The 21,506-nt window shown below is 67.8% G+C and carries 16 protein-coding genes and 1 tRNA gene; 10 read left to right on the top strand and 7 right to left on the bottom strand.

Annotation, left to right across the window (positions count from 1 at the left end; translation table 11 throughout):
- Both VN461_15300 and VN461_15295 read left to right on the top strand, forming a co-directional pair.
- Positions 1–2,140: hypothetical protein (locus VN461_15300; GenBank protein ID HXB56144.1), on the top strand; the 2,140-nt coding region annotated here is incomplete at its 5' end.
- 198 nt (positions 2,141–2,338) lie between these two features.
- A complete protein-coding gene (locus tag VN461_15295; protein HXB56143.1) occupies positions 2,339–2,503 on the top strand; it encodes a hypothetical protein in 165 nt (54 codons plus the stop codon).
- 499 nt (positions 2,504–3,002) lie between these two features.
- Here VN461_15295 and VN461_15290 read toward each other — a convergent pair.
- Positions 3,003–3,080: transfer RNA gene (locus tag VN461_15290), tRNA-Pro, on the bottom strand.
- 210 nt (positions 3,081–3,290) lie between these two features.
- Here VN461_15290 and VN461_15285 point away from each other — a divergent pair.
- Positions 3,291–5,597, top strand: a complete 2,307-nt coding sequence (locus VN461_15285; GenBank protein ID HXB56142.1) for an ATPase, T2SS/T4P/T4SS family — start codon at positions 3,291–3,293, stop codon at positions 5,595–5,597.
- Positions 5,598–5,872: 275 nt separating this feature from the next.
- Positions 5,873–6,139 carry a hypothetical protein gene (locus VN461_15280; protein ID HXB56141.1) on the top strand — a complete coding sequence of 89 codons (267 nt, stop codon included), beginning with the start codon at positions 5,873–5,875 and terminating at the stop codon, positions 6,137–6,139.
- An 8-nt stretch (positions 6,140–6,147) separates the two neighbouring features.
- On the opposite strand, the gene VN461_15275 is transcribed toward VN461_15280, so the two are convergent.
- Genes VN461_15275 through VN461_15255 form a run of 5 tightly spaced genes read right to left on the bottom strand, consistent with a single transcriptional unit; the run spans position 6,148 to position 13,762 of the window.
- On the bottom strand, positions 6,148–7,662 hold the full coding sequence (locus VN461_15275; protein HXB56140.1) for a sodium:solute symporter: 1,515 nt from the start codon (positions 7,660–7,662) through the stop codon (positions 6,148–6,150).
- Positions 7,663–7,668: 6 nt separating this feature from the next.
- Positions 7,669–8,859, bottom strand: coding sequence for a DUF1343 domain-containing protein (locus tag VN461_15270; GenBank protein HXB56139.1), 1,191 nt, complete (start codon positions 8,857–8,859; stop codon positions 7,669–7,671).
- The gene (locus VN461_15265) at positions 8,856–11,723 is read right to left on the bottom strand and encodes a glycoside hydrolase family 3 N-terminal domain-containing protein (protein ID HXB56138.1); all 2,868 of its coding nucleotides are present in this window, start codon (positions 11,721–11,723) and stop codon (positions 8,856–8,858) included. Before VN461_15265 ends, VN461_15270 begins: the two co-directional genes overlap by 4 nt.
- A gap of 4 nt (positions 11,724–11,727) precedes the next feature.
- Positions 11,728–12,927, bottom strand: coding sequence for a family 10 glycosylhydrolase (locus tag VN461_15260; protein ID HXB56137.1), 1,200 nt, complete (start codon positions 12,925–12,927; stop codon positions 11,728–11,730).
- A 31-nt stretch (positions 12,928–12,958) separates the two neighbouring features.
- Entirely contained in the window at positions 12,959–13,762 is an 804-nt protein-coding gene (locus VN461_15255; GenBank protein HXB56136.1) for a DUF4388 domain-containing protein, read from the bottom strand.
- A gap of 27 nt (positions 13,763–13,789) precedes the next feature.
- Here VN461_15255 and lolA point away from each other — a divergent pair, with 27 nt between their 5' ends.
- Positions 13,790–14,431, top strand: a complete 642-nt coding sequence (gene lolA, locus VN461_15250; protein ID HXB56135.1) for an outer membrane lipoprotein chaperone LolA — start codon at positions 13,790–13,792, stop codon at positions 14,429–14,431.
- Positions 14,428–16,182 carry a secretin N-terminal domain-containing protein gene (locus VN461_15245; GenBank protein ID HXB56134.1) on the top strand — a complete coding sequence of 585 codons (1,755 nt, stop codon included), beginning with the start codon at positions 14,428–14,430 and terminating at the stop codon, positions 16,180–16,182. Before lolA ends, VN461_15245 begins: the two co-directional genes overlap by 4 nt.
- Positions 16,183–16,188: 6 nt before the next feature.
- Here the strand turns inward: VN461_15245 and VN461_15240 are convergent, their stop codons facing one another.
- Positions 16,189–17,499 (bottom strand): hemolysin family protein, encoded by a 1,311-nt coding sequence (locus tag VN461_15240; protein HXB56133.1) that lies wholly within the window; start codon positions 17,497–17,499, stop codon positions 16,189–16,191.
- 99 nt (positions 17,500–17,598) lie between these two features.
- Here VN461_15240 and lpdA point away from each other — a divergent pair, with 99 nt between their 5' ends.
- The 4 genes from lpdA to VN461_15220 all read left to right on the top strand — a co-directional run.
- A complete protein-coding gene (gene lpdA, locus VN461_15235) occupies positions 17,599–19,020 on the top strand; it encodes a dihydrolipoyl dehydrogenase (protein ID HXB56132.1) in 1,422 nt (473 codons plus the stop codon).
- On the top strand, positions 19,021–20,088 hold the full coding sequence (locus VN461_15230; GenBank protein ID HXB56131.1) for a thiamine pyrophosphate-dependent dehydrogenase E1 component subunit alpha: 1,068 nt from the start codon (positions 19,021–19,023) through the stop codon (positions 20,086–20,088).
- A complete protein-coding gene (locus VN461_15225) occupies positions 20,088–21,062 on the top strand; it encodes an alpha-ketoacid dehydrogenase subunit beta (GenBank protein ID HXB56130.1) in 975 nt (324 codons plus the stop codon). Before VN461_15230 ends, VN461_15225 begins: the two co-directional genes overlap by 1 nt.
- A gap of 11 nt (positions 21,063–21,073) precedes the next feature.
- Positions 21,074–21,506 (top strand): biotin/lipoyl-containing protein (locus VN461_15220; protein ID HXB56129.1); only part of this gene is annotated, 433 nt, incomplete at its 3' end.

Below are 21,506 nucleotides of genomic sequence, written 5' to 3'. Positions count from 1 at the left end.
CCCGGCACTGGGGGAGTTCCGGAAGGACTTTGCGGGTCTGGTGGGCCAGGTCTACGAGTATCCGGGCGCCAAGTCCGACAAGAACCCGGGTTTCCAGGGCGCGACGGAGGTCCTGAAACACGACGTGTTCTACAAGCGGATCGAGACCGACTCCAAGGACCGGCCGGACGCCCGGGCCCTGCTGAAGGCACGACTTCTGGACATCATGATCGGGGACTTCGACCGCCACCGGGACCAGTGGCGCTGGGCGAAGTTCCCGGAAAAGGAGCTCTGGCAGCCGATCCCGGACGACCGGGACCAGGCGTTTTGCCGCTATGAGGGGCTGGTTCTGGCCCTCGCCCGCCCGCGCGTCCCCATCCTTCAGAACTACAGCGACCACTATCCCGGGATGGAGGGCCTCACCTGGAATGGCCGGGACCAGGACCGTCAGCTCCTGGCCGGTCTGGAGCGCCCGGTCTACAAGGAGGTCGCCCAGGAGCTCAAGGCCCAGATCACGGACCAAGCGATCGAGAAAGCGGCCCATCGCATGCCCCCCGAGTACTTCAAGATCGATGGCGCGCGGCTCATCCACGACCTGAAGGGCCGCCGCGACCGACTGGTGGAGGGAGCGGAGGCCTTCTACGAGCACATCGCCGACAAGGTGAAGATCTACCTAACCGACGCTCCGGAGTACGTGGAGGTCAAGCGGCTCGAGAGTGGCGACACCCTCGTCCAGGTGTGGCGGCGGGGAGAGGACGGCAAGCTTACGGGGGAGCCTTTCTTCCACCGCACGCTGCACAACGGCGAGACCCAGGAGGTGCAGATCTACCTTCTTGGCGGCGACGACCGCATCGTCACCCTGGGTAAACCCAACAGCATCACAGTGCGCGTGATCGGGGGGCGCGGCCATGCGGTGGTGGACGATACCAAGGGCGGGGGCACGCGGCTCAGTGACACCGGATCGGGGGAGCTCCTCCCTGGGCCTGGCTCTCACCTCGACCGCAAGCCCTACACACCCCCGCCACCCCCCAAGAACGCGTCCTGGATCCCACCCCGCGACTGGGGACGCACGACTCTTTTCGTCCCCTGGCTCTCCTATGGCAGCGACATCGGGGCTCTGGTTGGGGGTGGGGTCGATACCCAGGCGTTCGGCTTTCGCAAGGAGCCCGACGCGAGCCGCCATATCATCCGCGCGGCCTGGGTCACCGGGGACAGCTCGTTCCGGGCCGACTACAAGGCGGAGTTCCACTTCGAGAACCGGGGAGTCTACGTGGGCTGGTACGCCTATGCCTCTGGTGTGGAGGCCAGCCGCTTCTTCGGCTTCGGGAACGAGACATCCGATGGCGGGAACCAGAACTCCGATTTCTTCAAGGCCAAGGAGCTCCAGTACGCCTTCACACCCAGTGTTTCCATCCCCATTGTAAAGAACCTCACCTTCTCCCTCGGCCCCACCGTCAAGTACAGCTCCAGCCAACACAAGCAGGACGTGACCGTCATCAACCTGCAGCGGCCGTACGGGTACGGAGACTTCGGTGAGGTTGGAGGCACGGGCACCCTGGAGCTGGACACCCGTGCCGAGGCGTCCAAGGCGCCAGGGGGGGTGGCCCTGCGGAGCTTCGGTTACCCCCGAAGCGGGGCGGATGTACGGGTCACGGGCCAGGTCTGGCCCAAGGCCTGGGATGTTATGGAGACCTTCGGCTCCCTCGAGGGAAGGGCCGCCGCCTACTTGACGCCCGGAGGTGACAAGGCCCCCACCCTCGCCCTGCGCGCAGGCGGGAAGAAGGTCTTCGGTACCTACCCTTACTTCGAGGCGGCCTATTTGGGAGGGGGGCTGGGCGGGTTTGGCTCGTCGGCCGGAGACGAGCCAGTGCGGGGGCTGCAGCGGCACCGCTACGCGGGTGACGCCGCGATCTACGGCAACGCCGATCTCCGCATCTACATCTCTCAGTTCCACATCTTCTTGCCCGGGTCCTGGGGAATCCTCGGCTTTGGCGACGTGGGACGCGTTTACTACAACCCAGAGAACTCGACCAAGTGGCACACCGGCTACGGCGGCGGGCTGTGGTTCGCCTGGCTCGACCGCGCCAACACCCTGAGCGTGTCCTACGGTCGGAGCGAAGGGCACAACGGCTTCTACGCGCGCGCCGGATTTGCGTTTTAGCCCGACTCAATGCAAGCAGGAGGCTTAGTGAAAAGGCGTCGCCCAATGCCCTACCTAAAAGACCGGACCGGACTGGATCACCGTGGCCCCGAGGAAGCTGTGATGAGCGGAGCAGCTTTCGGCCGGCGCTGCAGAGCTCACGGCCTGCTCTGTCGCGTCACCTGGAGGACGCTTCTCGTCCGGTGCCCTCGAGGACACGTGCTCGCCGATGACCAGGAGTGGGATGTGGTGCCGGTGCCCGGGGCCGCCGGGAACGTCCTGGCCGAATATCGCCAAGTCCTCGAGTTGGTCTCGTGGGCTCACCCAGCGATCCAGGGTGAGCGGTTCTGGGAGCTGTGTGCTGCTCGGGGCTTGGAGGACTGAAGAGCCCCAAACAAACACCGCCCGAACTAAGCCACCGAGGCACTCGGCTGCACCTACGCGCGATCGGTGCCCGGATGGAAGGAATGCGGGAGTAGCACCGTCCTGGTCATCGCGCCTGACCATAGTCAGAGCACGTCGTTCCCGTATGCTGGGCGGCTCTACGTCGGTGCGGTGCGCGAAGCGACGAGAGTGCCGACAGCGGGTGTGCTGAGCGTCTGAACGTCAGCTCTCACACGAGCGGATCGGTGTAGATGCCCAAATGCCAATGGGGAAAGCGGAGAGATCCCACGAGTCGGCTCGCGACATCGACGCTCCCCCATCGTGGTCTGAGAGGCCGTGCTTGGTCGCATTGACGTGGAACGTCATGGCACCTCGCGAGACCTCCTGGAACTGAACGCCCGTTCAGAGAGGGAGCGCTTGCGATCCCGGTGCGATCCTGAGACGTTTGAGGGCCTCGAGCGAGGCCCTCGGAACTACCTTTAAGTCATTGAATCTATGTTGGTCGGGGCGAGAGGATTCGAACCTCCGACCTCTTGGTCCCGAACCAAGCGCTCTAGCCAGGCTGAGCCACGCCCCGGTCGGAAAAAGCAAGGCGGAGTCTATCACGCATGGTCGCGGCGCACCAGTAGTCTCGGCAGAGGGTAGTGGGTCACTGACCCACTACCCGGCAGAGGCCGATTTCGGTCCCGCGCCGACACTCCAGACTTCTCACCTTGACCCCTTCCCTGGGAGCGCTTATTCTCGCTCGAACAACGGTTTTGAGGTCCTTCCCGAGGAGGGAGCCGGAATGGCCACGCGAGCCGGCATCGACACGACCCAACGTGAGCTGTCGTACCGGAAGCGGCTCATCGAGATCGCCAACCTGATCAACTCCGCGCCCAGCATCCAGGACATCCTGGTGGACATCAAGGACAAGATGCTGGACCTGGTGGAGGCCGAGCGCGTGACCATCTTTGCCCTCGACACCAAGAACCAGGAGTTGTTCTCTCTCTTCAAAGCCGGACAGGAGGTAAAGGAGATCCGAGTCCCCAAGACCTTCGGATCCATCGCCGGCTTCGCAGCTCTCTCTCGCCGGACGGCCAACGTCAAGAATGCCTACGATCCTGCCGAGCTGGCCCGCCTGCACCCGAACCTGAAGTTCGATTCGCGCTGGGACCGAGCGTCTGGCTTCCACACCACGCAGATCCTTTCCAGCCCCATCCTCTTCGACAAATACCTGCTGGGGGTGCTGGAACTCCTCAACAAGCGCGGGGGCGGCCAGTTCACGCCCAAGGACGAAGAGGCCGCAGGCGAGCTGGCCAAGATCCTTGGCATCGCCTTCTACAACCAGCACCGGGCCGCCCGCAGCAACCGGCCCTCCAAGTACGGGCTCCTCATCGACAAGGGGCTCGTGTCGGAGAAGGACCTGGAGAAGGCGATCTCCAATGCCCGCGTCAACCAGGTGGACGTGGCCAAGATCCTGGAGGAGGACCTCAAGATCCCGAAGGAGGAGGTGGGCCGCGCCCTGGCTCAGTTCTACAGCTGCGCCTTCTGGGAGCCCCTGGGGCGGACCATCCCCGAGGACCTGAAGGGCCGCCTCACCCTCGACTTTCTGAAGAAAAACGTGTGCGCGCCCATCGAGAGGAAGGAGGGGACGCTATTGGTGGCGGTGGAGGACCCCTACGACCTCACCCGCCAGGACTCGATCAAGGCCATGAACCTGGCCCCCCGCTGCGACTTCGTGGTGGGCCTGCGGGGCGACATCCTGGAGTACATCCACACCAGCTACGGGGTGGCAGCGGGTGCGGCGGAGGAGCAAGACCTCGGCCGCATCATCATGGAGCTGGGCAGCGGGGAGGAGGACGAGCTCGAGGGGCACGAGCCCGACCCCAGCGCGCCCCCGGAGGTGGACGAGACGGACAGCGGGATCGTGAAGCTGGCCAACCAGATCATCATCGATGCCTACAACCGGGGGGCCTCCGACATCCACATCGAGCCCTATGGCAAGACCGCACCCACCCAGGTGCGGCTGCGCATCGACGGGGATTGCGTGAAGTACCTGGAGATCCCCGCCCCCCACCGCAACGCCATCGTGCAGCGCTTCAAGATCATGTCCAAACTGGACATCGCGGAGAAGCGCAAGCCCCAGGACGGCAAGATCCGCTTCAAAGGGCCAATGGGGTCGATCGAGCTGCGCGTGGCCACGATTCCCACTTCGGGTAGCAACGAGGACGTGGTCATGCGCCTCCTGGCCGCTTCCAAACCCCTTCCCCTGGAGAAGATGGGCTTCCTGGAGCGAAATCTTTCGGAGTTCAAGAGGATCCTGCAGAAGCCCTACGGCATCTGCCTGGTGGTGGGTCCGACCGGCTCCGGCAAGACCACCACCTTGCACTCCGGCCTCGGTTTCATCAACACCACGGACATGAAGATATGGACGGCGGAGGACCCCGTCGAGATCACCCAGCCGGGGCTGCGGCAGGTGCAAGTCCATCCCAAGATCGACTTTACCTTCGCCATCGCCATGCGCGCCTTCCTACGCGCCGACCCGGACGTGATCATGGTCGGCGAGATGCGCGACCACGAGACCGCGGCCACCGGCATCGAGGCCTCCCTCACTGGCCACCTGGTCTTCTCCACTCTCCATACCAACTCCGCTCCCGAAACTATCACCCGCCTCTTGGACATGGAGATCGACCCCTTCAATTTCGCGGACGCCCTGCTCGGCATCATGGCCCAACGCCTGGTCCGCACCCTTTGCAAGGACTGCAAGGAAGAGTACGCCCCCACCCAGGAGGAGTTTGCGGAGCTGATGCAGGAGTACGGGCTCGAGGCCTGGGAGAAACTGGGTGTCCGCTACTCCCCCAGCTTCCGCCTGGGCCGGCCCAAGGGCTGTCCGAAGTGCGGGAACACTGGCTACCGGGGCCGCATGGGCATCCACGAACTCCTCGTGGCTACGGACGATATCAAGCGCAAAATCCAAAAAAGGGAGCCCATCGAGGAACTCCGCAAGCAAGCGGTCCGGGACGGCATGACCACCCTCCTCCAAGACGGCATTCAGAAAGTCCTGCTGGGGGTGACGGATTTCAAGCAGGTCCGCGCGGTCTGCATCAAATAGGCGGATGGGCCCGCGGCGAGCGACCAACGCTCGCCTTTGGCATCGTCGATCACCTTGCGGTGGCTGCCCTGCCCGTGAACCCGGCTCCGGCCTCTGCGTCTGCGCGCGCCCTAAGGGGAAGGAGCCGTCCGGCTGGGTCCCCCCCCTGGCCTGACCTCCCGGTACCGGTCCTCAGGCTCGCTCACCAACCCCTCGATGCCGGTCACCATGGACCCGGCGTCGAAGGGGAAAACGATCGGTGTCACCGACGTGTCCTGCTATAATCACCCCCTGCTATGGCCAACTTCATGGGCGGCAGCGCCCCCGCTATGGCCTCCCAAATCGCGGAGGGCTTCATTCTCCTCAACGTGGGCTCGCTCAAGGCCTTCCTCCCCGGCGAGCTGGCTCTTCTCCGGCAGGAGCTGGAGAAGCTGCAGCGCGACGCCCGGGCCGAGGTACCGCCCCAAGACGACGCGCTCGCCACCCAAGCGCGGCACCGGAAGATCGCGCGCATCACCTCCGCCATCCAGGTTGTCCAAAACAGGATGACGGCCCGGGGCTGAGGGAAGCGCTAGCCCGCCCGGGGATCGGGGCCCGCGTGCCGACGCGCGAGTAGGAAACCCGTTCCCAGCGTGATCGCACAGCCCAGGAGCGAGTACCAAGGCCAAGAAATCCGGCGGGCCAACGGCCAATCGATCCAGCCCTTGGCCCCGAGCCAGATTGCGAGCATGACCACCGCCGAGATGGCCACGGCCACCATCGCGTCCGCTTGCCGGGCCCGATTCACGTAGCGGGCGAGCAAGAACGCCCCCAGGAGACCGCCCGCGGTCACGCTGGCCAGGCCGAGAGCGACCTGGACGCCCGGCTGCCCCTCGCGGAGCCGGCTAAAGCCCACGGCCAGGCCCGCCAGCACGACCGTCCACAGGAGGGTGAGGACGCGGCCGAGCCAGAGCCCGCTTCCGCCCTCGAGGCGCCGGGCCCCGAACACGGGCCCGACCACGTCGTGGGCGAGGGCAGAGGCAAGCGAGTTGAGGGCCGCGGCCTCGGAACACATGGCGGCGGAGAAGATGCCGGCGATCAGGTAGGCGGAGACTCCGGCGGGCAGGTGGCCTACGATGAAGGCGGGAAAGATTTCGTCGCTCCCGCGGAAAGCAGCGGCACTTGAGCCGGTGGGGTCGATGGCCCGGCCCCCATAGAAGGAGAAGAGGGCCACCCCGATGGTCAGGAAGAGAGCAAACTGGAAGATAATCACGACCCCGCTCCCGACCAGGGCCTTCTGAGCGTCGCGTAGCCCCCGGCAGGCGAGCAGGCGCTGGACGATGAGCTGATCCGCCCCGTGGCTGGCCATGGCCAGGAACGTCCCCCCGAGGAGGCCCGCCCAGAACGTGTAGGGGCGAGAGAGGTCGGGGTCGAAATCGAGAACGCTCCCGGGGCGGCTGACCGCCGCCCCCACGATGGAGCCCAGCCCGCCCGGGACCGCACCCGCCAGGAACCCGAGGGCCAGCAGGGCCCCGCTCAGATAGACCGCGACCTGGATGAGGTCGATCCAGATCACAGCCTTGATGCCCCCGGCGAAAGTATAGAGTGCGGTAGCGCCGGCCAGGATCAGAATCGCGCTCCACACGGGCACGCCCAGGACCAGAGCAATGGGGATGGCGGGCACGGCAAGGCGCACGCTCGCCGCCATCACGCGCGTGACCATGAAGACCGAGGAAGCGAAGCGCCGGGTGGCCACGCCAAAGCGTCGCTCCAGCAGGGCGTAGGCGGTCGGGAGGGTGCCCCGGAAATAAGCGGGAAGGAGCATGCGCGCGACCAGGATCCGACCGACCAGGTAGCCGAGGGTGAGCTGAAGGAATGTGTACCCGCTGTGGTACGCGTCGCCGGGGACGGACAGGAAGGTGAGGGCGGAGGTCTCGGTGGCCACGATCGACGCCATCACCGCCCACCAGGGCATCGCGTGCCCGCCCAGGAAGTAGTCCCCGGCGTCCTTTTGGCCCCGTCCCAGGCGGGCCCCCAAGACGTTGATGGCCACGAGATAGCCCAGGATGCCGAGGAGGGCGGGCAAGCCGACGCGGAGGGAGTCCATGCGGCGTCAATACAGCAGGGCGGGCTTGCGGTCCCGGGCAAAGGAATCCCGGGCGGGAGCGTCCACGGCGAGCATGGCGTCTACGCTCTCCCCGCGCTCCAGACCCTCCCGGACGCGCCGGGTCCCGAGGAGTCCATCCAGGCCCGCGCCCTCGCGGGCCAAGCGGAATTCGGGGTGATGCTTCCTCAAGGCACCAAGCAAGGCGAGGCCGAGGGCGTAGGGCCGTGCGGCCCGGGGATCCGTGACCCTCACCCGCAGGCCCTGGCATTCACGGTCCCGGTACTTCAGCTCCAGGACCACGGCTGCCTCCCGGGGCGTGAAGCGGGTGGCCTCCAGCGCGAAGCCGGGCGCGGAGACATCGAGGCGAACCACGTCCGGCTTCATCCAGGGAGCCCCCAAGAGCAGGAAGGGGGCACCGGTCCCACGACCTTCGGAGACGTTGGTGGCTTCGAGGAGGCAGACCCCTGGATAGGCAAGGGCGGCTTCCGCGCTGCGGAGGTTCGGCGACGGGGGCACCCAGGGGCGGCCCGTGTCCGCCCACGTCATTCCGCGAGTCCAGCCGCGCATGGGGACCACCGTGAGGTGGGCCGGCTGCCCCCGTCCCGCGTTCACGAGCCGCGCCAACTCCCCCAGGGTCAGGCCGTGGACCAGGGGGCCCGGGGCCAAGCTGAGCAGGCTCCAGGGCTGGGTCGGGTCGCGCAGGGGTCCGTCCATCCGCTCCCCGCCCAGGGGGTTGGGCCGGTCGAGCACCAGGAGTTCGATCCCTGCCTCCGCGGCCGCTTCCAAGCAGAGAATGAGCGTGCTCTCGTAGGTATAGAACCGCACGCCGGCGTCCTGCAGGTCCACCACCAGGGCGTCCAGGCCCACCAGATCCTCTGGCGCCGGCTTCGCCTTCTTCCCGTAGAGGCTCACCACGGGCAGCCCCGATTCAGGGTCCAGGCCCTCCTCCACGGGCGCCCCCGCGGCCAGGCGTCCCCGGGGCCCGTGCTCGGGAGCGAAGAGCCGGCGCACGTCCACCCCCAGCCCGCGCAGCACGTCCACGGCGAGGCGGCCGTCCGCGGTGACGGAGGCCGCGTGTGCGACGAGGCCGATACGTTTGCCCTTGACGGGTGCTCCCCCCTGCGCCTCGACCTGCTCGAGTCCCACCTGGACCGGCGGTGCCGCAAGTAGCGCGGCGACCGTCAGGGGGAGGATCACGGCACCGCGAGCTCGCGCACCACGGCGTCCGCCACCGCGGCCCTGACCTGACGGATGGCCGCGCCCTTGGGATCTCGCTCGCGGCTCGGATGAACGCGGTTGGTCAGGAGGACGACGAACAGCCGGCGCTCGGGATCGATCCAGACCGAAGTCCCCGTGAAGCCGGTGTGACCGTAGGAGCGGGAGGAGAAGAGCGTCCCCGCGGAGCTGTTCTCGGAACGCGTGTCCCAGCCGAGGGCTCGGCTCGCGCCCGGCACCCCGGCCCGCCGCGTGAACAGATCTACCGTCTCGCGGGACACGATCCGGTGGTGCTCGAGCACCCCCCCATTCAGGAGCATTTGGGCAAAGCGGGCCAGGTCCCGGGCGGTCCCGAAGAGGCCTGCGTGGGGGGCCACGCCTCCCAGCGCGAAGGCATTCTCATCATGGACCTCACCCCGCAAGAGCCGGCCGCGCCAAGGGTCCTGCTCGGTGGGCGCGATCCGCGGCAGAAGAGCGGGCGGGGGCCGGTACAGGGTGTCTTTCATGCCCAGTGGGGTCAGTATCCGACGCCGGGCGAGAGGGTCGAGCCCCTCGCCCGCCACCCGTTCGAGGATCTCGCCCAGGAGGATCACGCCCAGGTCGCTGTAAACGGACCGTGTGCCCGGTTCGTAGACGAGTTCCATGGCCTGGATCCGCTTGAGATAGGCGTCCTTGCCTTCTATCTCCTTGTACAGCGGCCCCCCCCAGTCGAGGCCGGCGGAATGGGTCAGAAGCTGCCGGACGGTCACCTGATCCTTGGCCCCGCCCTGGAACCCGGGCAGGAAGTCCCTGACCCGCTTGGAGATGTCGAGCCTCTGCTCATCCACCAGGATCATGGCCAGGGTGGTGGTGACGATGACCTTGGTCAAGCTCGCGAGGTCATAGATCGTGTCCGCGTGGACCTCGGGTGCGTCCTTGTCGTAGGTGAAGCGTCCGAATGGCCGAAGGTGAACGAGACCTCCGTCCTTCCCCACTGCCACCACGCCTCCGGGGAAGATCTTTTCCTCCAGCGCCTGGTCCAGCGCGCGGTCCACTCCCGACAGCCCGCCCGGGCGGAAGCCGGCGTCCTCAGGACGGCTCGCGCGCAGCGTCATCTCTTCCTTCGGTATCGCGAGGCCGTGGCCATAGGGGTAGAGCCCGGGAAGCGTGACGGGCAGCTTCCCGCCGACAGCATACTCCCCGAAGAGGGCCGCCACCGCGGCCCGCTGGCTGGAGTCGGCGGAGCCGTAGGCGGCCACGTAGACCGGCACCTCGGGGAACTGCCGAAGGAGATAGGGGCTCCCGAACGAAACCACAATCACGGGTCGGCCCGTAGCCGCCAGACCCTGCAGCAGCCGGGCGTGGCTGCCGGCCATGTCGGCAGTCCCCTTGGAGGACGTGACCCTCACGAAGCCGGAGGCCAGCACGTGCGTGAACTCCGGTGCTCGGGCCACCAGGGCAGCGGAGGTCTCCTCCGAAACCTCGGGTCCCAGGCTCACCGTCTCCGTGGGAATCCGCCGCCCGGCAAGTTCCTCCTCGGGGACGCCGTGGATGGCCGGGTTGTGGATGTCGCTGGAGAGCACCAAATGCAGGAGGTGCAGCGGCTGCTCCGCGTGCAGGGGCAACACATGTCCTTCGTTGCGGACTACCGTGATCGACGCGCGGGCGATCCTCTGCGCCTCCGCTTCGTCTTCCGGTCGGTCCACGCTCTTGGCGAAGGTCTCCCGATCCACCAGCCGGTTCTTGTCCAGCCCCAGACGCTCCTTGGTCTCTAGGATGCGCCGCACGGAGAGGTCCAGGCGCGCCTCCGTGAGCTGGCCCTCCTTCACCGCCCGTACCAGGGACTGGGCGGCGACTTCCGGCTCGGGGGGAAGCAGGACGAGGTCCGCCCCTGCCTGTACGGCGCGGACCGTGGCCTCCCCCGTCCAGGCGGGACGCACCCCCGCCATGTCCATCCCATCCGTCACTACCATGCCCTGGAAGCCCAGGTCGCGCCGCAGTACCTCCGACATGGGCAAGGAAAGGGTGGCGGGGGCCCCCGAGGGATCGAGCGCGGGGACGGCGATGTGACCGAGCATGACCCAGTCCACGCCCGCCTCGACCACGCGCCGGAAGGGCAACAGTTCCACCGCATCCAGCCGCGCGCGGTCCGCAGCCACGGTGGCCATCTGGAGATGGCTGTCCACCGCGGTGTCGCCATGCCCCGGGAAGTGCTTGGCTGTGGTCAGGAGGCCCCCCTCGCGGGCCCCCCGCACGAAAGCGGCGGCCATGCGGGCCACGAGCTCAGGGTCCTCGCCGTAGGAGCGGATGTTGATGACGGGGTTGGAGGGGTTGTTGTTCACATCCGTCACGGGGGCGAAAGCCCAGTGAATGCCGAGGGCCCGCGCCTCCCGGGCCGCCACCTGGCCCGTGAAGCGAGCGGCCTGCTCGGAGCGAGTGGCCCCCACCGCCATGGCATAAGGCAGGGGCACGACTCCACGCCGGATCCGAAAGGACAGGCCGCGCTCCAGGTCCGCGGCCACGAGCAGGGGGACGTCGGCCTGACCCTGGAGCTCGTTCAGCAAGCGCGGCAGAGTCTCCACCTCCGACTCGAACACCACCACCACCCCCACCTTTAGTGACCGCACGCGCTCGCGCAGGCGTACGGCCTCCGTGGAGGCCGGATTGCGGTAGAGGCCGGTCGCCCGGACCCCGATCATCTGCGCCGCCTTCTCGGCCAGAGATAGGCGGGCCAGGGTAGCGCGGGCCCAGGGATAGCCAGGGGCGGGAGAGGGAGCCGCGGGCGGGCTCTGGACCGGGGGCTGATGGCGGCAGGCGGCGGCGGCGAGCGCGGTGCCGAGGAACCAAGCCCGCCGCGCGCGGGTCATCCCCTCACCGCGGCGATCGACCGGAGAGGGTCCGGGCGCCCGCGCCCGGAGGCCCCAGCGCGTCCGGGGGCGGAAAGGCCTCGTGGCGCAGCCGTACTCGGTCACCGGGGAGGATCGACTCGTGCGAGAAGAGGAGGACTCCGGAAACACCCGACTCGCGCGCAATCCGGACCTTCTCCAGGATCCCGGCCAAGGGCAGCCGGTAGGCTCCGATCCCGGCCCATATTGCCGGTTTCGACCCTACGACATGCGTGAGCATCTGCTCGAGCTGCTGCCGGAAGATGCGGCTGTCGGGGGTGTAGGTCATGGGGCAAAGGGCGTCCAGGAGCCCCCGCTCCATCCAGGCCGGCCAATGCTGGTATCGGTGGCTCACGGCCTGGGCCTCGTCGGGGACCACCGCCGCCGACACGACCACCCCTGGCAGCTCCTCGCGCGCGGCTTTCCCGATCTTCACGAGGAGGGCGGTGAGGGTGTCCCGGCGGTACCTGTCCCAGGCCGCCGGGTCCTGGGCGGGGCTCGCGACCAGGTCGGAGCCTCCGTGGACCCGACGAAAGCCCTCGAGGGCCGGCCGCGAGTAGTCGTAGTCAGGCCCGGGATAGCGGATGAAGTCCAAATGGAGCCCCTGAACGGGGTACCTCCTCAGCAGCTCGCGCACCACCGCTTCCAGATGCTCGGCCACGCCGGGGGCGGAGGGGGACAGGTAGTAGCCCTCGACGTCCCCATCGCTGCGCGCGGCCTGGGCCACGATGCGGGGCAGAGCGGACGGCGGGCCGGCGAGGCTAGCCCCCGCGGCGGCCCGGGGGACCATCAACCAGTCGGGGTGCAATCGAAGGACGTGGCCCGCGGGCAGGGGCTGGGTGAAATGCGCGGTCAAGAGAACATTGAGCCAGGCGTGGACGGAGAGGCCGGCGGCGCGGGCGCGCTCCAGCAGGCGGGCCAGGGGATCGAAGTCGGCCGGCTGTTGCCAGAGCAGGGAGCTGCGGCTGACCAGGTTAGACTCGTAGAAGGCGTCGCCCCGGCCCCGCACCTGGACGAAGAGCGTATTGAAGCCCGATTCCCGCGCCTCGTCCACCACCCGGTCCACGGCTTGGGGAGAAACGAGGGCCGTGCGGACTACCCAAAGGCCCCGCATTTCCGGCTCCGACGGGCTCGCCGGCCGGCCCGGCACGGCCGAGAGCAGGAGGAGGACAGGAAGGAGCCTCATGGACCACGAGGATGGTACCAGAGAAGCAGGCTCAGGCCACGGGCCGGACGAGAACGTCCTCTCCTTCACGCACGCTCAGCTCGACGAGGGCGCTCTTGGGAAGGTGGATGTCGCGGATGAGGCCGGGGCGGAAGGCCACGCCGAGCACCGCCCGCTTTCGGGCCCCTAGCGTGCGCACCTGTACCTGGAGCACGCCCGCCTCGAAGCGCAGCACCTTGCGCCACTCGTCCTCGAAGCGGACGTCGAGCTCCGCCAGCTCCCGACCGCGCCCCTGGGCCTGGGCGCGGGCGGTTTTCTCGACCTCCACCTTTTCCAGGAAGCCGGCCACCGTCATCTCGAAGAGGACGCGGGCCACCTCCGTGCGCGGAAGCTTCGCGGCCTCCACCAACTCGCGCAGATCGCGCACCCCATCCAGCAGCCGGAGGACTCTCCACTCCGTGGCCCCCACGGTGTGCTGCGCGCCGTCGGGCGGGGGAGGCGCCATTTGAAAGACCACGTTGTCGGTGGGGATCAGCTCGTTCATCTTGTGGAAGGTTTCGCCCAGTCGCTGCCCCTCCATGATCAGCACGTCCACTCCGTGGCTGACGTTGGCCGCCACCACCCTCTCCTCGGGCACGAAGGTCAGCTGGCCCTCCCTCCACCCGAAGATGTCCAGCACCGCCTCGTCCCCCTGCAGGCGTCCCGCGCTGGCGTGAATCACCGCCCCTTTGTGGAACCGCACCAGGGCCTGCCGCCCGGGGGCGGAGGCCGTGAGCAGACCCGTCTTCTTGCCGGCGGCGAAGAGCTGGAAGACGTCGGACAGCTTGATCTCGCTCAGGGTGCCGATCAGGGACATGAGGATTTAAGCTATCATGTTTTGCCTGTGCTGCTCACCCTGGCCGCCTTCGCGATTCGCGCTCTCTTCCCTCACCCCGTCCCCCTTCCCGTGGCGGAGGCCAGTCCCGCGGAGAGCCTCGTCCACCGCCTGGAGGCGCACCAGGCCCGGGTCGGCGATCTCACCGCCCGCTTCGTCCAGACCTACCGGTCCGGAGTCCTGGGCCGCGAGGTGGTGGAGCGCGGAGTGTTGTCCATCAAGCGGCCGGGGCGCATGCTTTGGGAGTACAAGGACCCCGAGAAGAAGACGTTCGTCGCTGACGGGAAGGCCTACTACTTCTATGTTCCTGCCGATCGGCAAGTGGTGGTGCGGGATCAGGACCACGAGCGGAGCATCCCTTCCCTGCTCCTCTCCGGCCAGGGCGACATCCTCAGCCAGTTCGAGGTCGGCCTGGAGGGGACGCCCTCCGGCCGGCCCCGATTGCGCCTCACGCCCCGGAAGCCGGAGCCGGAGATCGAGCGGGTCTTCGTGGACCTGGATGCGGCCGACCGGGTACGCGGGATCCAGGTCGAGGACGCCCAGGGGGACCGCAGCCGCTTCGAGTTCGACGACATCCGGGAGAACGTGGACCTGCCGGACCGGCTCTTCCGCTTCCAGGTCCCTCCTGGGGTCGAGGTGATCAGGGGATGAGGCGCGCCGCCTCCCTGCTGACCCTGCTTGGGCTCCTGGGGTGCGCGACCTCCGGCGCCTTCCGGGCGGGGGAGCGGGCGGAGCGCCGCCAGGACTACGACCGCGCGGTGATCGAGTACTCCAGAGCCGTGAAGCTCGATCCCGACAACCCCCAGTACCGGAAGAGTCTGGAGCGGGCTCGCCTGCGCGCCGCCCAGGATCATACCTTCGCCGCGCGCCGACTGAGCGGACGCGGTCTCCTCAAGGAAGCCTTGGACGAGTACCGGCTGGCCCTCGACCTCGATCCCGCCTCCCCCGTGGTGGCGGGGGAGATCCAGGCCACGGAGGCCCGGAGGCAAGCCGGAGCCAAGGCGGTCTCCCTGGACGAGATCAAGGAACGGGTGCGGGAGAAGGCGCTCCCGGGGCTGGCCCTGGGCCCGGGCGCCCGGGACCCCCTCGGCCTCTCCTTCCACAACGCCAGCCTACGCGAGTCCTACCTGGCTCTGGGGAAGGCGGCGGGAGTGAATTTCATCTTCGACCCCCAGTTCCAGGACCAGCCCATCACCCTGGATCTCAAGGAGGTCCCCTTCGAGCAGGCCCTGGCCGCGCTGGGGAGCACCGGCCACACATTCCACCGGGTGGTGGACGCTCACATCGTGTCCGTGGTGCCGGACACCCCGGCCAAACGTCGGGAGTTCGAGCAGCAGACGGTGAAAACCCTTTTCCTCTCCAACGCCGACCTCAAGGAGACCATCGACCTGCTGCGCGTGGTGCTGGGGGCCCGGCGGGTGGCTCCCCTGCCCGGCGCCAACGCCCTCACCATCAACGACACTCCCGACAAGGTCGCGGCCGCGGAGCGCATCGTGGAGGTCGTCGACAAGCGGCGGGCGGAGGTGGTGGTGGAGGTCGAGATCCTGGAGGTGAACCGAACCAAGCTCAAGGAATACGGGATCCAGATCAGCTCGGGTCTAGAGGCGCAGGGGATCGAAGGGGTGGCGGGGGGCATTTTCCCCGATCCCACCAGGAAGACCACCCTGAACGAGGACCTCTACGCAAAGTCGAGCTTGGTGGTGACCGCCCTGCCCGGCGTGATCTACCGCCTCCTCCAGCAGGACAGCTCCACCCGGATCCTGGCCAATCCCCAGCTCCGCACCTCTGAGGGCCAGACCGCCCAGGCTCGTTTCGGGGACCAGGTGCCGGTGCCCGTCACCACCTTCTCTGCCATCGCCCAGGGCGGTCTACCCCAGCAGCCCATCACCTCGTTTGAATACAAGAACGTGGGGGTGAACATCGACATCACGCCGCGCGTCCATCACGACGGCGACGTCACGCTCAACCTGAAGCTGGACGTCTCTGCGGTGGGACCACCCGGCTACCAGGGCCTGCCCACCTTCAACAGCCGCATTGTCACGACCGTGATCCGGCTGCGCGACGGCGAGACCAACATCCTGGCCGGCCTCATCAACGACCAGGAGCGTCTGAGCCTGACCGGCATTCCCGGCCTGGCCAGCATCCCCGTCCTGGGACGCATCTTCTCGCACAACAGGAGAGAGGTCCTGGAGACGGACATCGTGATGACCCTCACCCCCCACGTGGTGCGCCGTCCCCAGATCACGGAGGAGGACCTGCGCTCGTTCCAGGTCGGGGGCGAGAGCGCGCCCTTGCTCTTCGACGTACCCGGCGTCCCCCCTGCGGTACCGTCTCCCCGACCGCCAGCGGAGCCCCGGATTGAACCGATCCGACCGCCCGCTCCGAGCCCGTCGCCGCCCTGACCGCCCTCAGGCCTTGACCGAGGCCGGCGCCTTCTCGATCTTGACCTTGCTAATGCGGTTGCGCTCCACGTCCACGACCGTTAAACGATAGTCCCCCACCGTCACCACCTCCCCCCCCTTGGGAACGGAGCCGAGGCGGTCGAGCATGAAGCCGGCCACAGTCTCAAACTCCGGGGATTCCGGCAACGGCACCTGAAAGCCTTCGCGCAACTCGGCCGCGGTGACCGTCCCCTCCACCACCAGCGAGCCATCGCGAAGGCGCTCCACGGGGCGCTCTTCCCAGTCATATTCGTCCTGGATCTCGCCCACGATTTCCTCCAGCAGATCCTCGAGGGTCACGAGGCCGGTGACGGAGCCGTGCTCGTCGATCACCACCGCCATGTGGGTGCGACGCTTCTGCAGCTCTTTGAGGAGGGGGCCTACCTTCTTGGTCTCGGGGACGAAATGCACGGGGTGCAGGATCTTGCGGACGACCACCGGCTGCCGCTTTTCCAGCAGGCGCAGGGCGTCCTTCACGTAGAGTAGCCCTACGATGTTGTCCACCGAGCCCTCATAGGCGGGAATACGCGAGAAGCCGCTCTCCACGATCAGGCTCCCCACCTCGTCGGGGGGGGTGTTGGCGTCGAGGGCAAAGATCTTGGGCCGGGGCACCATCACCTTGCGCACGGGCGTGTCCGTGAACTCGAACACGCTGTGGATAAGCTCCATTTCCGTCTGGTTCAGCACGCCCTGCTGGCGTCCTTCCCGGACCAGATGCTTGATCTCCTCCTCGGAGACGAAGGTCCGCCCCCCGAACTCACGCACCCCGCAGAGCCGAAGCACCCCCCGGGTGGAGGCGGTGAGGACGGCCACCAGCAGGCGCGAAGCCCGGGACATGACCTGGAAGGGCCAGGAGACGAGGAGGGCCACGGTCTCCGTGAACTGGAGGGCCAAGGCTTTGGGCACCAGCTCGCCCAGGACCAGCTCCACGTACACGATCCCCAGGCCCACGATGAACGCGGCCTCGAAGGAGACGGGCAGATAGCGTGCCAAAGGGGATGTCCGGAGCCAGGGATCCAGGTGGCGGCTCGCCAGGTACCCCCCGAGCACGCCCGCCAGGGTGCCCATGACGGTGACCCCGATCTGGGCAGTGGCGAGGAAGTGATCCATGTTGTCCTGGAGCTCTTTCACCCGCTGGGCGGCCTTGCTCTTCTCCCCCACCAGCGCCTCGATCCGGCTTCGGCGGGCGGAAATGACCGCGATCTCGCTCCCCGAGAAGAAGCCGTTCCCCAGCAGGAGGAGAAAGATCGACACCACGATGAACATCGCTTCGGACATAAGTGATCCCCGATTCTATCAGACGCCCCGCCGCGCCTTGTCAGTCCCACCGCCATCTGGTAGCTTGGGCTTCCGTTTGTCGTCATCGAGGAGAAAACCTTGGCCAACGGCGAGAGCTTCGACCTAACCGTGATCGGGAGCGGACCGGGCGGCTACGTGGCCGCCGTCCGGGCCGCCCAGATGGGCCTGCGGACCGCGGTCGTGGAGCGTGATCCCACCGGCTGCGGGGGGACCTGCCTCCTTCGGGGCTGCATCCCCACCAAGGCCCTCTTGCACACCGCCGACCTCTACGAGGACTTGAAGAACGGCAAGGAGTTCGGGATCGTGGCCGAGAAGATCGGGATCGACTTCCCGGCCGTGATGAGCCGGAAGGCGCGCATCGTCAGCCGGCTCAGCAAGGGGATCGAGAGCTACCTCTTCAAGAAGAACAAGATCACCCTCTTCAAGGGCCAGGCGCGACTGGAGGGCAAGGGCACCGTCGTGGTGACGGGCGACAAGGAGGAGAGGCGGGTCGCGAGTCGGGCCATCCTGCTTGCTACCGGCTCCCGGCCCAAGAGCCTTCCCGGCATCGAGCCCGACGGTCGATCCATCGTGACCTCCGACGAGATCCTCGAGATCTCGGAGATCCCCAAGACCCTGATCGTCATCGGGGCGGGGGCGGTGGGCATCGAGTTCGCTTCCGTCTTCGCCCGCTTTGGCTCCGCCGTCACCGTGATCGAGATGCTGCCCCGCGTGCTTCCCCTGGAGGACGAGGAGATATCGGCCGAGGCGGGCAAGGTCCTCGCCAAGCAGATGACGATCCACACCGGGGCCCGGACCCAGGCCGCCATCAAGACCCCGGCCGGGGTGGAGGTCGCCTTCACCACCGCCGCCGGGGAGACCAAAACCCTGACCGCGGACCTGCTCCTCCTGGCCGTAGGACGCGGGCCCGTAACCGACGGCCTCGGCCTGGAGGCGACCCGCATTCCGCTGGATCGCGGGTTCATCCGGGTCAACCCCCGCATGGAGACCGCGGAGCCCGGCGTCTACGCCATCGGAGACGTGGTGACCATTGACGATCGGCCCCATCCCCAGCTCGCCCACGTGGCTTCCTTTGAGGGCATCGGGGTGGCCGAGCGCCTGGCCGGCCATAACACGGAGCCTTTGAACTACGACCGCATCCCTTCCGCTACCTACTGCTCGCCGGAAACGGCGGGGGTCGGGCTCACGGAAGCCGAGGCCAAGAAACGAGGCTACGATGTGAGGGTGGGGCGGTTCGCCTTCGGCAACCTGGCCAAGCCCCGCATCCTCGGCCACCCCGAGGGGCTGGTGAAGGTGGTGTCGGAGGCGAAGTACGACGAGGTCCTCGGTGTTCACATCGTGGGACCCCACGCCACCGATCTCATCTCCGAGGCTTGCGTGGCCCTTCGCCTAGAAGCCACCACCGAGGAGATTTTCCGGACCGTGCACCCCCACCCCACCCTGCCCGAGGTCCTTATGCAGGCGGCGGAGGCGGTCTACGGCCACGCCATCGACGCCTAGATGTCCAGCCCCGCTCCCGCGGTAAGGCCCCCGGCGGCCCAGCTGAGCAAGGCCCAGCTCCTCGAGCTCTACCACTATCTCAACCTCAACCGCCTGGCCGAGGAGAAGCTCACCAATCTCTACCGCCAGGGCAAGGTCGTGGGGGGCCTCTACCGCAGCCTGGGCCAGGAGGGCTGCTCGGTGGGGAGCGCCTACGCCCTGGAGGTGGGCGATATGTTCACGCCCCTCATCCGCAACCTGGGGGCCATCTTTGTGCGGGGCGGGCGGCCCCGCGACGTTTTCGCCCAGTACATGGCCCGCGCCGCCGGCCCCACCCGGGGCCGCGATCTGAACGTGCACTTCGGTTGGCTCTCCGAGACCGGCAGCATGCCCTCTGTGATCTCCATGCTGGGGGACGTGGTGCCGGTCCTGACCGGGGCCGTCATCGCGGAGCGCATGAAGGGCAAGCGGACGGTGGCCCTGACCTGGATCGGGGACGGCGGCGTCTCCACGGGTGCTTTCCACGAGGGCTTCAACTTCGCCTGCGTCCAGAAGGCGCCCCTGGTCGTGATCGTGGAGAACAACAAGTTCGCCTACTCTACCCCCACCTACAAGCAGACCGCCAACACCCGCTTCGTGGACCGGGCCCCGGCCTACGGCTGTTTCGGGGAACAAGTGGACGGCAACGACGTGCTCGCGGTCTACGAAGTGACCCGCGAGGCCATCGAGCGGGCGCGGCGGGGCCAGGGCCCCACCCTCATCGAGGCCGACACCATGCGCATGCGGGGCCACGCCGAGCACGATGACATGAAATACGTGCCCCGGCAGATGCTGGAGGAGTGGGCCCGCAAGGACCCTCTCCTTCGCTACGAGGGCCACCTCCTCGGCCAGGGGATCGCCAGCAAGGACGAGCTGGCGGCGATAGTGGCCTCGATCGAGACGTCTCTTCGCGAGGACCTGGCCTTCGCGGAGGCCAGCCCCTTTCCGGAGCCGGAGAGCGCCATGAGCGGGGTCTACGCCGACCGCGCCGTGGCTCCGCCCACCCCCCCCCTCGTGCGCGAATGGGAGCGCGGCAAGGGCGCGCGCTGATGGCGGTCCTCACCTACCTGGAGGCCATCCGCCTGGCTATGCTGGAGGAGATGCAGCGGGACGAGCGGGTCTTCGTCATCGGTGAGGACGTGGGGATCTACGGGGGGGCCTTCCGGGCCACCGCAGGTTTCCTGGAGACCTTCGGCGAGAGCCGAGTCATCGACACCCCCATCAGCGAGACGGCCATCGTGGGGGCGGCCATCGGCGCCTCCCTGATGGGGCTGCGGCCCATCGCGGAAATGCAGTTCATCGACTTCATCTCCTGCGCCTTCGACATGCTCGTGAACTACGCGGCCAAGAGCCGCTTCCGATGGGGGGCGGGGATACCGATCGTGGTGCGCGGGCCCTGCGGTGGCGGCGTGCACGGCGGGCCCTTTCACAGCCAGAACCCCGAGGCCTTCTTCATGAACGTGCCCGGACTCAAGATCGTCGCCCCCGCCACGCCCCGGGACGCCAAGGGACTCCTCACCGCGGCCATCCGGGATCCCGATCCCGTGATTTTTCTCGAACACAAGTTCCTCTACCGGCGCATCAAGGAGGAGGTACCGGAGGGCGAGGTTCTGGTCCCCATCGGCCAGGCCGCCCTCGCTCGCGAGGGCCAGGACCTGTCCATCATCACCTACGGGGCCATGCGGTACGTGGCCTTGGAAGCGGCGGAGGCGGCGGCGGGGGACGGGATCCAGGTCGAGGTGCTGGACCTCCGCACCCTCCAGCCCCTGGACGAGGAAGCCATCCTCCGCACCGCGGCCAAGACGGGCAAGGTGATCGTGCTCCACGAGCCCACCCGCACGGGCGGGCCAGGGGGGGAGATCTCCGCCCTCATCGCGGAACGGGCCTTCGAATACCTCGACGCCCCTCTCGTCCGGATCGCCCCTCCCGACACCCCCGTACCCTACTCCCCGCCCCTCGAGGAGCATTTCCTGCCCGACGCGGGGCGCGTGGGCAAGGCCATCCGGGCACTGCACGACTATTAGCGAGGTGTCGCATGACTGACGTCATCATGCCCCAGATGGGCGAATCCATCGCGGAGGGGACGGTCACCAAGTGGATGAAGCAGATCGGGGACAAGGTCCAGAGGGACGAGCCTCTCTTCGAGATCTCCACCGACAAAGTGGACGCGGAGATCCCCTCCCCCGCGACGGGCGTGCTCAAGGAGATCCGGGTGGCCCCCGGCACGACGGTGCCGATCAATACCGTGGTGGCCATTATTGCGGCGGAGGGGGAGACGGTCGCCTCACCCCGGGCGCCGGCCCCCGCCCCCTCGCCCGCCGTGGCTCCCCCCGCACCCCCTACCCCCCCCGCCCCGGCGGTGAACTTCGCGCTCGCGCCCGAGCACCCGGCGCCCCGCCCCGCGCCCACTCCCGCGCCCCCCGTGGCCGCTCCCCCCCCGACTGCTGCCCCCCCCCGTCCTGCACCGG

It is taken from the genome of Vicinamibacteria bacterium (genome assembly GCA_035570235.1).
Classification (GTDB): Bacteria; Acidobacteriota; Vicinamibacteria; order Fen-336; family Fen-336; genus DATMML01.
This window is presented reverse-complemented; position numbering and strand designations above follow the sequence as displayed.